Here is a 13,357-nt window from a genome sequence, read left to right as displayed (position 1 = left end):
CGCCGTCTCTAACAAGATCGTCACCTTGATCGGAGCTCCGACCAGGCGAATGGAGCGTTACTCGCCCAACAGATGCAGGACGATTTCCCGCTGATGCGGTCGCTGGCGATGCTCGAACAGGTAAATGCCCTGCCAGGTGCCGAGCGCCGGCTCACCATCGAGCACCGGGATGGACAACTGCACTTGGGTCAACGCCGTGCGCAGATGGGCCGGCATGTCATCGGGCCCTTCATCGTCGTGCTCATAACGTTCCGGATCTTCGGGAGCGATCTGCTCGAAAAATGCCTCGAGATCGCTGCGAACTTCGCGCGCCGCGTTCTCCTGGATCAACAGCGACGCCGACGTGTGCTTACAGAAGACCGTGAGCAATCCGGTCGTCACCTTCTGAGCGGCCACCCACGCTCGCACTTCTCGGGTGAACTCCACCAGGCCCCGCCGAGGCGTGGGAATCGAAAGAACTTGGGTGAACTGACGCATGACTTTAGGAAATCTTTGCACCGACGGCCCGTAAACAGAACGCTACGATGCCCTCGACCAGTTCCGTCCGCGCGTCACGCTTGCCCCGGGGAGCGATCGGCCGGATCAGCGCTTCAGTGAATGCACCGACAATGCACGCCGCGCCGATGTCGATGGACTGATCCGGAAACTCCCCCTTGTCGATGCCCTCGATCAACAACGACTTGAACACCTCGCCGAAGCGAATGCGACCCAGCAGACGGGCCTCATCGACTTCCTGCTCGGCCGGCTCGGCGATGAAGGCATACGCCAGGTACGGGCCTTCGAGCGCGCGATTCGCAAACGACTCCACACAGGCGCGCAAACGAGCGGTCACATCGCCTTCGCCCTTCACGATCTCGTGCAGGATCGCGATCTCGTGATCGATGGCGCTGGTCAGCACTTCGACGAACAGCGCCGACTTGGAGGGAAAATAACGATAGATGGCCCCGGCCGACAGGCCGGCGCTCGCGGCCACCGCGGCGATGGCGGCCTGATTGAACCCGCCCTCGGCGACCAGGGCGCGCGCCGCCTTGAGGATGCGCTGCCGGTTATCGGCCAGACGCTCCTCCATGAGGAAGGATCGCTTGTAGCTCATGGGCCGGATCCTAGCATGAAGTGAATCTCGGTTTTTTTTGTGAATCACCATTCACTTCTTTCCCCACCCCTCCTACAATGCCGCCGGGTCAGCGAATCCGCGCGGCCAACAGGGGTTGCATGAACGTCATTACTTCCAAGCTGCGAACCAGCAGCGACGAATACCGCGCCAACAGCGCCGCCCTGCGCGCGCTCGTCGATGAGTTGCGCGACCGGACCGCCACCGTCGCTTTGGGCGGATCCGAAAGTGCCCGGCAGAAACACACTGCTCGCGGCAAGCTGCTGGTCCGCGATCGTATCGACCTGTTGCTCGATCCTGGCACACCGTTCCTCGAGCTGTCACCGCTGGCGGCGTTCGGCATGTATAACGGCGAAGTCGCAAGCTCGGGCGCGGTCGCAGGCGTCGGCAGGGTCAATGGTCGGGAATGCGTGATCGTCGCCAACGACGCGACCGTCAAGGGCGGCACCTACTATCCGATCACCGTAAAGAAACATTTGCGCGCGCAAGAGATCGCGCGTGAGAACCGCCTGCCCTGCGTGTATCTGGTCGACTCCGGTGGCGCGTTCCTGCCCATGCAGGATGAAGTGTTCCCCGATAAGGAACATTTCGGCCGGATCTTCTACAACCAGGCGAACCTGTCCTCTGCGGGCATTCCGCAGATCGCCTGCGTGATGGGCTCGTGCACCGCTGGCGGCGCGTATGTGCCGGCGATGAGCGACGAAGCCGTGATCGTTCGCAATCAAGGCACGATCTTCCTCGGCGGCCCGCCGCTGGTGAAAGCTGCGACGGGTGAAGTCGTGAGCGCCGAAGACTTGGGCGGCGGCGATGTGCACACTCGCATTTCCGGTGTCGCCGATCATCTCGCCGAGAACGATCATCACGCGTTGGCGCTGGTCCGCCGCATCGTCGGCAACCTCGGCCCTCGCGCCAGCGTGTTTCAGCCGCAGGCCGTCGAGGAGCCGCTGTACGATCCCGAAGAACTGTACGGCGTCATCCCCGCCGACACTCGTAAGCCCTTCGATGTTCGCGAAGTCATTGCTCGCATCGTCGACGGCTCACGCTTCGATGAGTTCAAAGCGCGCTTCGGCACCACGCTCGTCACCGGCTTCGCGCACGTGTACGGCTACCCTGTCGGCATCATCGCCAACAACGGCGTGCTGTTCTCCGAGTCGGCTCAGAAGGCCGCGCACTTCATCGAGCTGTGCTGTCAGCGTCGCATTCCGCTGGTGTTCCTGCAGAACATCACGGGCTTCATGGTCGGCCGCAAATACGAGAACGAAGGTATCGCTCGCCACGGCGCCAAGATGGTGACCGCGGTCGCGACGGCACAAGTGCCGAAGTTCACCGTGTTGATCGGCGGCTCCTACGGCGCCGGCAATTACGGCATGTGCGGTCGCGCCTACTCGCCTCGCTTCCTGTGGACCTGGCCGAATTCGAAGATCTCGGTGATGGGCGGCGAACAAGCTGCGAACGTGCTCGCCACGGTGCGCCGTGATGCGCTCGAAGCTCAGGGCAAACAGTGGAGCACCGCCGACGAAGAAGCCTTCAAAGCGCCGACCAAGGCGCAATTCGATGCGCAAGGCAGTGCCTACTACGCCACCGCGCGTCTCTGGGACGACGGCATCGTCGATCCGGCACAAACACGGCGCACCTTGGGGTTGGGCCTGGCCGCCGCGGCGAATGCGCCGGTGAGCGATACGCGCTTTGGCGTGTTCCGCATGTAAGCAAGGATTAAGAAACATGTTCACAAAAATCCTGATCGCCAATCGCGGCGAGATTGCATGCCGGGTCATCGCCACTTGTCGCAAGCTCGGCATTCGTACGGTCGCGGTTTACTCTGAAGCCGACGCTGGCGCACGTCACGTGCGCCTTGCTGACGAAGCCTACTGCGTCGGCCCGGCGGCATCGCGCGAGAGCTATCTCCGCGCCGACCGCATCATCGAAGTTTGCAAACAGTCCGGCGCCCAAGCCGTGCACCCGGGCTACGGATTCCTGTCCGAGAACGAAGGCTTCGCGAATGCGTGCGAAGAGAACGGCATCGTGTTCATCGGCCCACCGGTGAAGAGCATCCGCGCGATGGGCCTCAAGTCCGCCGCCAAGGCGCTCATGCAACAGGCCAAGGTGCCGCTCGTTCCGGGCTATCACGGCGCCGATCAGGATCCGGCGTTGTTACAGCGCGAAGCGGATCGCATCGGCTACCCCGTGCTAATCAAGGCATCCGCAGGCGGTGGCGGTAAGGGCATGCGCGTCGTCAACGCGCCGAATGAATTCGCTGCGGCGCTGGCCTCTTGTCAGCGCGAAGCACGCACCTCGTTCGGTGACGACAACGTCCTCATCGAGAAATATCTGCTTCAGCCGCGCCACATCGAGATCCAGGTGTTCGCCGACCAAGCCGGCAACACGATCAGCCTCAACGAGCGCGACTGCTCGGCGCAGCGTCGACACCAGAAGGTCGTCGAGGAAGCGCCCGCCCCCAGCGTGGATGCCACCCAGCGCGCGGCGATGGGCAAAGCCGCGTGTGACGCCGCACGGGCCGTCGGCTACGTCGGCGCCGGCACTGTCGAGTTCATCGCGGACTCGCAGGGCAATTTCTATTTCATGGAAATGAATACGCGCCTGCAGGTCGAGCATCCGGTCACTGAAATGATCACCGGCCTCGATCTGGTCGAATGGCAGCTGCGCATCGCCGCGGGCGAGAATCTGCCGTTGACGCAGGAGCAAGTGCCGCTCAACGGCCACTCCATCGAAGTCCGTATCTACGCCGAAGAGCCCGAAAAAGGCTTCCTGCCTTCAGTCGGCCGCCTGGCTTATTTCAAGACACCCGCGCCTTCCGCTCACGTGCGGCTCGACACCGGCGTCGAGCAAGGCGATGAAATCACGCCGCACTACGACCCGATGATCGCCAAGCTCATCGTTTGGGATCGCACGCGTGAAGCGGCCATCGAGCGCATGCTCGGTGCGTTGGCCGAGACGCGCATCGTCGGCGTCGGACACAACGTGAACTTCCTGTCGCGCCTCGTCGGCCATCCGGCGTTCCGCGAAGGTCGCGTCGATACGGGCCTGATCGAACGCGAGCGCGCTACGTTGATTCCCACCGCATCCGAGTTGCCGAAGGAAATCTTCGAGGTCGCCGCACTTGCGCAGGTTGCAGCTGAGCGCGAACAGGTGGCCCAGTCGAGCTCTCCCTGGAGCGTCGCCGATGGCTGGCGCATCAACGGCACACAGAATCGATCGCTGCAGTTCGCCGCCGGCGAACAGAGCGCGACCGTTTCGTTGCGCTACACGTCAACCGGCTATCTCGTCGGCGACGAGCCGGCACGTGTACAACGCACGTCGGATGCCGATCTGCGTATCACGATCGGCCAGCGTCACATCAACACGGCCGTCGTGAAGTCCGGCGAGCAGATGAACGTGTTCCTGCGCGGCCAACAGCACGTGCTGACCTACGTCGATCCGTTGGTGCACGCCGGCGAGACCGAGGAAGCCCAGGGCGGACTGACCGCGCCGATGCCTGGCAAGATCATTGCCCTGCTCGCCGAGCCCGGCGCGCAGGTCGACAAGGGTGCACCGCTGCTCGTCATGGAAGCGATGAAGATGGAGCTGACCGTGTTCGCTCCGAGCAAGGGCAAGCTGGTGGGCTATCTGTGCAATGCCGGCGATCAGGTCAAAGAAGGCGTGCCGCTGGTGGACTTTCAAGCCAGCACCTAGCGCTCACGATGCGCACGTATCCATGAAAATGCTACGTGCCATCGGTGACACTGGAACCTAAGCGCGGGCCTCGCGTTCCACGAGTCTCGCGTCGGCTCGGAGAGTGTCATGGCAAAGGTACTGGTTCTGTACTACTCCTCGTATGGCCATATCGAACAGATGGCCAACGCGGTCGCCGAAGGTGCCCGCTCCGCTGGCGCACAGGTAGACGTCAAACGAGTCCCCGAGACGGTGCCCGAAGATCTGGCACGCAAATCCGGCTTCAAACTGGACCAACCCGCGCCGATCGCCAAGGTCGAGGAGCTGTCCCAGTACGATGCCATCATCTTCGGCACCGGCACCCGATTCGGGAACATGACGGCGCAGATGAAGTCCTTCATCGACCAGGCCGGCTCGCTGTGGATGAGCGGTGCACTGGTCGGCAAGGTCGGCTCGGTGTTCTCCTCCTCGAACACCCAGCACGGCGGTCAAGAATCCACCATCCTCACGTTTCATCCGGTGCTGCTGCACCTGGGCTTCATCATCGTCGGCCTGCCCTACTCGTTCCAAGGCCAGATGGGCACCAGCGAAGTGATGGGCAATTCACCCTACGGCGCGTCGACGATCGCCGGCAACGATGGCAGCCGCCAACCGTCGAAGGTCGAGCTCGACGGTGCGCGCTATCAAGGCAAGCACGTCGCGGAGATCGCGGCGAAGGTTGCCGGGCGCTAGGCGTCGGGAGGTCCGCTGACGCGACATTGCTGGGACGAGCAGCCTCGGTGTCGCCAGCGTTTCAGGTCGTGCGATCATGCGCGGTAAGCGGGGAAAACCTGAACGACACTCAGGTCATTGAAACTCTTCCTCCCCCATCCTTCCATTGACAACTCCCAGCGGCCTGCTGAGTATTGCTTGGTCTGACTCACGCGCGCCCTGCCGCTGAACTAATTCATCCAAATCTGCAGAGAAATGGCGCCGCGATCGTGCAGCGGTACGTCTCGCTCTTCATATCCCAACTTATGACTTCGTCCTCGATGCCTGCGCCAATGGCCGGCAGCTGAAGTGCCCGACGGCCCTCAAACAAACCCATTCACGATCGAGCTGGCACAGCGATCGTGGCCTACCCGTTCGCAATCCAACAACAGCAAGTACTCCCATTGAGCAAGCTTCTCGTTCTGATCCTATGCCTTGTATCACCGCTTGCAACAGCCGCGCCGCCACCTACGTTCGAACATGCCAAAACCCAACTGCGGCAGAACGTCTATCACGACCAGAACCACAATGGGCAAATCGGCACGTTTTATTGCGGCTGTGACTGGGAGTGGCTCGGGAAATCCGGCGGTCGCGTCGACCCAGCGCGCTGTGGCTTCAAAGTGCGCGCACAGGAAAATCGGGGTGGGAGGATCGAATGGGAGCACATCGTCCCAGCTCATTCGTTCGGCCAACAGCGACAGTGTTGGCAGAACGGCGGCCGCAAGCACTGCCTCGAGAACGACCCAGTGTTTCGCACCATAGAGGCCGACATGCACAATCTCGCGCCAGCCGTGGGTGAGCTGAATGCAGATCGTTCGAACTTCCGTTTTGGCGTTCTGCCCACAACACCCAAGCAGCATGGCGCGTGTGAGTTCAGGGTTGACTTCAAGGGCCGAGTTGTCGAGCCCCGTGATGAGGTCAAGGGCGCAATTGCGCGCGCCTACTTCTACATGTACGACCGCTACAACCTTCGTATGTCGGATCAGCAGCAGCGTTTATTCATGGCCTGGGACAAGCAGTTCGCCGTAAGCGCATGGGAGCTCGAGCGTGATCGGCGTATTGCCCGCGTGATGGGGCACTCGAATCAATTCGTGACCGGCGAGCGGCAATGGTCGCGCGGCCACAAGAACAGCGGCGAGGGTCTTGTAGATCACGAAAGCAATAAGCAGTCGCGAGCGTCCTCTGGCGCAAAGGATCTGAGGGCTACAGCTGGCGACGGCGCTGTGATCATAGGAAACCGCAACTCCAAGGTGTATCACCTACCCAAAGGTTGCCCGAGCTACGCACAGGTGTCGTCCACGAGCAGGGTCCAGTTCGCGACAGAGGCCGAGGCGCAGACCGCCGGGTACCGACGGGCGGGGAACTGCCGCTGATTGACACCGGACAAACCAATTCGTATCGCCACCGCCACCTTCCACGAACCTGCGCGTGGCGGATTGCCAGCTAAGCGGAAGTGTAGTTGTACTGTCGTGCTGTTCAGCCGATCACAATGCGCCTCCCATCCAAAACTTAGCATTCACACCGACAACGAACGCAAGCGAGAACACAAAGCAAACAAATATCACCGCTGATAGGAGCGCCAACGGCTTCCGGCTGACGTTGCGCCAGTGGATCAGTACTGTTGCCACCGCAAACAAAGCGGTAAGTGAGTAGAACGCCAGAGAGCCAAACAAAGGACCGAAAGCACGGACCTCTAGCAAGATGGCCACCAGCACAGAAACCAAGTATAAGGCGCCTGCGATAGAGCTCAGACGCAACGCTATTCTAAGACCAGTAGCCACTACCGCCTCCCGGGCCTAAAACCCCGACAGAGATTGCCACCGTAAAGCAGGCAATCCATATCCCCAGGCGAACATCGCCCACACACATCATCATCTTGGCAACCAAGGCCGCTGCATGGTGCACCCAGGCGCCCGCCAGGCGCTCCAGGGGTTGTCAGTCCAGCTGACTTGATGCAGTCATTCGCTGCATTGTGACAGTCGTTAACGCCGGGAAACCACAACCCGTTATTCGCGCTCTTCTTACAGCAACTCATCACGGGCTCTTCGAGACCATCCCTACATTCAACCTTAGTGCAGTTATCCGCCGATGGTCCTTTTTCTTTATCTCCGACTGGCCCGAATCCGAATGATCCTTGCATTCCGCAGGAGGAGTTGGATTTGTCATCCCACAGATAAGAATGATTTCCGAAGCCGGGGAAGCCACTAACCTTTCGGTTGCAGATCCAAATCGCGAGACCCAATGGGTCCGTCCACCGCAAGGGATTGCCTTTGACATACGCGTAAGTGTTAAGACCGCCCTTCAGGCCAATGGGGTCGGATTCCACGTAACGACCCATCGCCGGGTCGTAATTTCTGTGATAGTTGTAATTCAGCCCCGTCTCCGCCACGTAGATCTGCCCCGGAAACCGCAGCTGGAAATCGAACGCACCCGCGCCCGACGGGTTGTTGTTCACCGTGCCAACACCAAACGGCTCGGCATCCCAGCGCCAGCGAATGCCAGGATTGACCGACCCCGTGATCAATCGCGGCGTGTTCAGATGATCGGTGTGGATGTTGTAGATGTTGACCCCCCCCGCCGACCTTGGGTCGCAGGGAAATGATCGGGATCTCACCCAACCAAACGATCTCCTCAACCAAGGCGCCGCTGCCATTCGTAGTAGATGCAACAGCGCATGAGAAAACTAAGTCTTGTAGATGCCAACGTAGCTCAGCTTGCTTCCAGGTCGACCCAAGACATAGATGCTGCATGGCGCAGTGTTGCAGACTGATCCGTCACCCAAGGAGCGCTCCGATCGATACAAGACATACCCATCTAACGCTTCGCCAGAGCCGAACGCGTCGACAACGAGTTGTTTAAAGTACCTGAGATCGTCTTCATCCGCCTTTGCAAACTCGGCCTTAGAGGCGATCTTCTCGCTTAGATCGCTCCTGCTTCGAACTGACCAGACGCCGGAGACGTCGGTTACTGAATCTCCAAAGTGCTCCCGTTCTACTTCGTAGTCGGAGTCCAGATCTTCTTTGAGGGCGTTGACTGAACTGTCGAGTGCCGTTCGATCACTCAGCCTGAGAGAAACAGCAGCGGCAATCATCACCACTGCAGCGATTGCAACGACTGCGACTACTTTCGGAGAAATCTTAATAGCCACCGCAACACCCTTTCCGTTTAGAGGCCAGTTTGCCATGCGAACACATCGCTCCGTAAAACCCGGAATCCGATTGTCGCAAGTATTCTCCAGCACATGGGAAGACGCCTTCATGATACGTTGATCAAAAAGCGCCTTCGCTCCCGCCGTCGACCTCGGAAAGTCTTTTCTCAAGGAGCGTCGTGTAGTCGCGACTGGCCGTTCCACGGTTTCCTCCGGGATTCCATTGATTGCCAAGCCCCAGAGAGGCTTGCAGACCAAACTCATCAACAAATGAGATCGGATCGCCTCCAACGAACGCGTAGGTGTTGGTACCGCCAACGATTCCAATCGGATCGCTCTGATGTATCCGCCCGTCGCCGGTCATAGTCCCTGAAGCAATTGTAGTTTGTTGGGCGCCTCGTCGTACATCGGCGGCGCGAATCATAGCTACATCACTTAGGTACCTCCCTGCCGGAACCACAGCTCCACGCACCTCTCGACGCGCCAATCACCAGAACGCAGTCATAAGTGAGCCCGTACCCAGACAGCTCCGCACGATCGGTACAGCGAAACTTCTCCGCGTTTCTCGCTATTTCTGTGGCAGCACGTGACCACCACTGAGGCCCCTGGACGGCATCGACATCAATTGTGGCGTCCAGAGTGCAGTTAGGCATGGTTAGAGCCTGTGGCCCAACGAAACTGAAGGTCAGCCATCGCCACTGCGTATCAGTGTTGACCTGGAAAGTGATATCGGTCGCGCTTTCCGGCAAAACCCCCTCCGGAATTTCCAGACCATCGCCAATGGCTCCCTGCTGGCGCACCTCATTTGTGTTGGCAAAATGCATTTTTTCATTCGATTCCATGTAATAAAAGATAAGCAGCCCAACTGGAATCGCAAGCAAGGCCAGCACGACGATTAGCAATGTCTTTGCCATTTTCTTCATATTTTGCAGTTAGAACTGAGCCGGCATGTTTGGCGATCGATACCGCTCGCAAATAATCCTGCATGAGGCCGAGGGCTGAGCTACAGCGCCGTCGCGACCGTGACGATTCGCCTCCTGGTCTTTGCGTGAATCCTCTGGATCGTCGCCTTGCACACTGTTGGTCCACTCTTTGAAATCCGATATTTCGCAAGCCGCATCGGAGCCGCCTGGTCCGCATTTTGCGGACTCACAGTTAAATTTGCAGTGAAAGTACTTATCCTTGTCCCGAACTTCCCAATTCACTTGACGCTCCTGTCGATAGATTCCCTGAAGGACCCACAGCGCACATGCTCGCTGACCCATTCTCCTCACGAACTGGGGGTCCAAAAACATTCGCCCATCGGGATCATAGAATGTGAGAGGGTTGCTGCGCACATAGGCATAGGTGTTCAAGCCTCCTGCAAGCCCGATGGGATCCGACTCTATGTATCGACCCGTCGCTGGGTCATAGTCCCTGAAATAGTTGTAATTCAGCCCCGTCTCCGCCACGTAGATCTGCCCCGGGAATCGCAGATGGAAATCGAACGTCCCCGCGCCCGACGGATTGTTATTCACCGTGCCGCTACCAAACGGCTCGGCATCCCAGCGCCAGCGAATGCCCGGATTGACCGACCCCGTAATCAATCGCGGCGCGTTCAGGTGATCGGTGTGGATATTGTAGATGTTGATCCCGCCGCCGATCTTGGGTCGCAGCGAGATGATCGGAATATCACCCAGCCAAACGATCTCCTCAACCAAGGCGCCGCTGCCATTCGTAGTAGATGCAACAGCGCATGAGAAAACTAAGTCTTGTAGATGCCAACGTAGCTCAGCCTGCTTCCAGGTCGAACCAAGACATAGATGCTGCATGGCGCAGTGTCGCAGACTGTTCCTTCACCCAAGGAGCGCCTCCTTGATCCACCTACACACTTTCTCTCGCGCAATAGGCCCCTCGCCTGGATGCTCGGACGTCCCGAACGATGAGAGCACCTCCGAAAGCTGATTTGCGCTCAACATTACGAAGCTCCAGCGGCGGCTCCGCCTAGCACCACCCCAGGACTGCATATCTCAGGGAAAGCAATGCAGGCAGCTCCACCTAACATGAGTGCACCGATCCCGATTCCGGCCCAAGGACTGCCCTCAGACGGAGGACAGCTCGACTTGCACTTCTGATTGTGAATTTGCTGGCAATTCCCATATGCGCGCCAGAGGTCAGAAATCTCCTTTGCATGACGACTACCGCCGCGAGGCCTCGACATCTTATGATCCCATCCGATGTGGGATGCAATCATTCGCAAAGGCTGACTCATCTTCGCTTCGAGTTGCGGACAACCATCGCTTTGCTTGCAGCTCAGGCTCACCCTTTCCGGCGGATGCCACGGTCCTTTTGGTTCCAGCCCTAACCGGTCGGAGAAGGCCAGGGAATTGTTCAGCACGCACGCGTAAGTATTAATCCCTGCCTCAAGTCCGATCGGATCTGATTGCACGTATCGCCCTGTCGCCGAGTCATAGCCGGATAGTAATTGTAGACTATCGACATTGGCGTCATAGACGCAGCAGCACCTGCTACGGGGACGCAGCAGCACCTGCTACGGGCCACTTCCGGGGTTCCGTCGCGACTGGCGAGCCGCTCGATTCGCTTCTAGCTCGGCGACCAGCTCGTCGAACTCAAAGACTGATGTTTCCAATAAATCTTCTGTAAGTCGGCACTGTGGTGGTTCATGCTCCCCCACCCGATAGAACAAAAACAGCGCCTCTCCTGACGCTTTGTCTGTAACCTCATCCTTGAAACGAAGTGTTTCGATCACTGGTATGGTGAGATTACGATCTTCGTAGGTAACGAAGAAGTAGTACGCCCCAACTTTCAATCTGTCTCTTGATATCACGACAGTACCCGTCCTTCATGGAGTAGCAATCAACACACCGCCGACTGGGGCTGCAGGAGTGAACAGCAAGCCAGCGCCAACGCACTTCTTGATGATCATAAACGCTAAAACCCCGGTACCGACAGTAGCTAATCCGGTCTTGCAGTTCTCGCCGCAGGTCTCTCCGGCCGGAGGGGGTGGCGGCGGGGGCGGTGGTTGGCAACTGCAGCTGAGACCAGTAGGAACGGTGTAGTAGTCAATCGCCGCAATGTTCATTCGAAAGCCCACTCGCGCCATGCAGCTTTCATACGGGCGTCCGATTACGGCCGGACACCAGTTCTTGCAAAACTCTTTCTCTTTCGCATTGCAGGTCCGCCAACGCCACTTAACCAAGCCTTGCGGATCGATGCTATCAATCGGGCTGTTTTCTACGTAAGCATAGGTGTTAACGCCGCCTTTCAACCCAATTGGGTCCGACTCAACATAGCGTCCGGATGCCGGATCATAGTCCCTGAAGTAGTTGTAATTCAGCCCCGTCTCCGCCACATAGATCTGCCCCGGAAATCGCAGATGGAAATCGAACGTGCCCGCGCCCGACGGATTGTTGTTCACCGTGCCGCTACCAAACGGCTCGGCATCCCAGCGCCAGCGAATGCCCGGATTGACCGACCCCGTAATCAATCGCGGCGCGTTCAGGTGATCGGTGTGGATGTTGTAGATGTTGATCCCGCCGCCGACCTTGGGTCGCAGCGAGATGATCGGAATATCCCCCAGCCAAACGATCTCCTCGACCAACGCGCCGCTGCCAGTGTAGGTGCCAAGAACGTGGCCGGCCTCGTCATAGTAATAGAGGGTGTTCGTGCCCTTCTGGATCAGCTGCCCGAGCGCATTATAGATGTAGCTCGTGGTCACGCCGCTCTTGGTGGAGGAACTCATCCGCCCCCGGTTGTTGTAGGTGAAGGTCAGCCCGGTGAAGCTCGTGGTGTTGCCGGCATTGTCGTAGCCATAGGTGCGTGTGAGCGCACCGGACGTGCTCGAGAGGCGATTGCTGTTGGCAGCCATGGTGAACGTCGACGCAGCGGTGCCCGTCTGCGTCAAGCGGTTGCCATTGGCATCGTAGGTGTAGCCGAGCGTGGTGCCGGTGTTCGCCGCGCTGGTGAGACGGTCGAGATCGTCGTACCCGTACGTCCAGCTCAACGCTGCGCTGCTTGCGTCGGTGATGCCCGTGATGCGGAACGCATCGTCGTAGCTGTAGGTCTTCAAGACTTCGCTGTCGATCTGCGTCACCTTGCCGTCTTGATCGAACGTACGCACCGCCAGGGCGCCGTTGGCCCAGGTCCATTGCCGCACGGGACCGAACGGCTCGTACAGGATGCCTGACACCAGCAGCGTGCCGTTCACGCTGACGCTGGTGATCTTGCCGTTCGTGTACCCGTAAGTGATCACTTGGCCCGAGGGCGTCGTCATGCTCTGGCGCAAGCCGTTGGCGTACGAGTAGCTGATGGTCTTGCTGACCGACCCGACGGCCTGCCCCGCCGTTACCACCCGACCTTGCGCATCGTAGGTCCACGACAGCGCATGATGGCTGTCGGCAACGCCGGTCAGGCGACCTTGGCCATGCGTCCCCGTATCGTAGGTATAGGTGAGGACCGGATCGACATTGGCGCCCGTCGCAAACGACGCCGTCGTTACGCGATTCAACGCATCGTACGTGTACGTAGAGACCGCGCCGCGCGCATCGGTACTCGTGGCGAGGTTGCCGCCGGAATCGTAGGTGTTGGTGGTGACGCCCGTGTCCGGACTGGTCTGAGTTCTCAGATCGCCGAGCGCGTTATAGGTGTACGAGCTGTCTCTTATACACATCTGACGCTGC

The 13,357-nt window shown here is 59.3% G+C and carries 14 protein-coding genes; 4 read left to right on the top strand and 10 right to left on the bottom strand.

What is annotated here, in order from left to right:
• Positions 1-57: 57 nt before the first annotated feature.
• Both D0550_RS14840 and D0550_RS14835 read right to left on the bottom strand, forming a co-directional pair.
• Positions 58-477, bottom strand: a complete 420-nt coding sequence (locus D0550_RS14840) for a secondary thiamine-phosphate synthase enzyme YjbQ (protein WP_116809978.1) — start codon at positions 475-477, stop codon at positions 58-60.
• Positions 478-481: 4 nt separating this feature from the next.
• Complete coding sequence (locus D0550_RS14835; RefSeq protein ID WP_116809977.1) at positions 482-1,093, bottom strand: TetR/AcrR family transcriptional regulator; 612 nt, start codon at positions 1,091-1,093, stop codon at positions 482-484.
• A 119-nt stretch (positions 1,094-1,212) separates the two neighbouring features.
• On the opposite strand from D0550_RS14835, the gene D0550_RS14830 reads away from it, so the two are divergent.
• From D0550_RS14830 to D0550_RS14815, 4 genes are all read left to right on the top strand, one after another.
• Complete coding sequence (locus D0550_RS14830; RefSeq protein ID WP_116810008.1) at positions 1,213-2,817, top strand: carboxyl transferase domain-containing protein; 1,605 nt, start codon at positions 1,213-1,215, stop codon at positions 2,815-2,817.
• A 16-nt stretch (positions 2,818-2,833) separates the two neighbouring features.
• Entirely contained in the window at positions 2,834-4,801 is a 1,968-nt protein-coding gene (locus D0550_RS14825) for an acetyl/propionyl/methylcrotonyl-CoA carboxylase subunit alpha (protein WP_116809976.1), read from the top strand.
• Positions 4,802-4,909: 108 nt separating this feature from the next.
• Entirely contained in the window at positions 4,910-5,512 is a 603-nt protein-coding gene (wrbA, locus tag D0550_RS14820; RefSeq protein WP_116809975.1) for an NAD(P)H:quinone oxidoreductase, read from the top strand.
• Between the two features lie 422 nt (positions 5,513-5,934).
• Positions 5,935-6,903, top strand: coding sequence for an endonuclease (locus D0550_RS14815; RefSeq protein WP_116810007.1), 969 nt, complete (start codon positions 5,935-5,937; stop codon positions 6,901-6,903).
• Positions 6,904-7,014: 111 nt separating this feature from the next.
• Here the strand turns inward: D0550_RS14815 and D0550_RS14810 are convergent, their stop codons facing one another.
• The 8 genes from D0550_RS14810 to D0550_RS36380 all read right to left on the bottom strand — a co-directional run.
• Positions 7,015-7,311 carry a hypothetical protein gene (locus tag D0550_RS14810; RefSeq protein WP_116809974.1) on the bottom strand — a complete coding sequence of 99 codons (297 nt, stop codon included), beginning with the start codon at positions 7,309-7,311 and terminating at the stop codon, positions 7,015-7,017.
• On the bottom strand, positions 7,311-8,183 hold the full coding sequence (locus D0550_RS36845) for an RHS repeat domain-containing protein (RefSeq protein ID WP_116809973.1): 873 nt from the start codon (positions 8,181-8,183) through the stop codon (positions 7,311-7,313). The genes D0550_RS14810 and D0550_RS36845 overlap by 1 nt, the downstream gene beginning before the upstream one ends.
• A 30-nt stretch (positions 8,184-8,213) precedes the next feature.
• Entirely contained in the window at positions 8,214-8,714 is a 501-nt protein-coding gene (locus tag D0550_RS14800) for a hypothetical protein (RefSeq protein ID WP_153067177.1), read from the bottom strand.
• Positions 8,715-8,799: 85 nt separating this feature from the next.
• Positions 8,800-9,102 (bottom strand): RHS repeat-associated core domain-containing protein, encoded by a 303-nt coding sequence (locus D0550_RS35280; RefSeq protein WP_174842496.1) that lies wholly within the window; start codon positions 9,100-9,102, stop codon positions 8,800-8,802.
• A gap of 7 nt (positions 9,103-9,109) precedes the next feature.
• Complete coding sequence (locus D0550_RS14790; RefSeq protein WP_116809971.1) at positions 9,110-9,601, bottom strand: YbbD-related protein; 492 nt, start codon at positions 9,599-9,601, stop codon at positions 9,110-9,112.
• 9 nt (positions 9,602-9,610) lie between these two features.
• Positions 9,611-10,378 carry an RHS repeat-associated core domain-containing protein gene (locus tag D0550_RS14785; protein WP_206606299.1) on the bottom strand — a complete coding sequence of 256 codons (768 nt, stop codon included), beginning with the start codon at positions 10,376-10,378 and terminating at the stop codon, positions 9,611-9,613.
• 257 nt (positions 10,379-10,635) lie between these two features.
• The gene (locus tag D0550_RS37145) at positions 10,636-11,205 is read right to left on the bottom strand and encodes an RHS repeat domain-containing protein (protein WP_116809969.1); all 570 of its coding nucleotides are present in this window, start codon (positions 11,203-11,205) and stop codon (positions 10,636-10,638) included.
• Between the two features lie 315 nt (positions 11,206-11,520).
• The coding region (locus D0550_RS36380) for an RHS repeat-associated core domain-containing protein (RefSeq protein WP_161965834.1) at positions 11,521-13,357 on the bottom strand (1,837 nt) is incomplete at its 5' end.

The organism is Steroidobacter cummioxidans, from assembly GCF_003104955.1.
Note: the sequence above shows the minus strand (reverse complement) of the source record. Positions and strands in the feature narration are given on the sequence as shown.

What these genes read in the sequence shown, in the direction of transcription:
- D0550_RS36845 (WP_116809973.1), bottom strand. Translation starts at nt 8,183, where the DNA reads ATGGCAGCGGCGCCTTGGTTGAGGAGATCGTTTGGTTGGGTGAGATCC.
- wrbA (WP_116809975.1), top strand. Translation starts at nt 4,910, where the DNA reads ATGGCAAAGGTACTGGTTCTGTACTACTCCTCGTATGGCCATATCGAA.
- D0550_RS14800 (WP_153067177.1), bottom strand. Translation starts at nt 8,714, where the DNA reads ATGGCAAACTGGCCTCTAAACGGAAAGGGTGTTGCGGTGGCTATTAAG.
- D0550_RS14830 (WP_116810008.1), top strand. Translation starts at nt 1,213, where the DNA reads ATGAACGTCATTACTTCCAAGCTGCGAACCAGCAGCGACGAATACCGC.
- D0550_RS14835 (WP_116809977.1), bottom strand. Translation starts at nt 1,093, where the DNA reads ATGAGCTACAAGCGATCCTTCCTCATGGAGGAGCGTCTGGCCGATAAC.
- D0550_RS14790 (WP_116809971.1), bottom strand. Translation starts at nt 9,601, where the DNA reads ATGAAGAAAATGGCAAAGACATTGCTAATCGTCGTGCTGGCCTTGCTT.
- D0550_RS35280 (WP_174842496.1), bottom strand. Translation starts at nt 9,102, where the DNA reads ATGATTCGCGCCGCCGATGTACGACGAGGCGCCCAACAAACTACAATT.
- D0550_RS14825 (WP_116809976.1), top strand. Translation starts at nt 2,834, where the DNA reads ATGTTCACAAAAATCCTGATCGCCAATCGCGGCGAGATTGCATGCCGG.
- D0550_RS14840 (WP_116809978.1), bottom strand. Translation starts at nt 477, where the DNA reads ATGCGTCAGTTCACCCAAGTTCTTTCGATTCCCACGCCTCGGCGGGGC.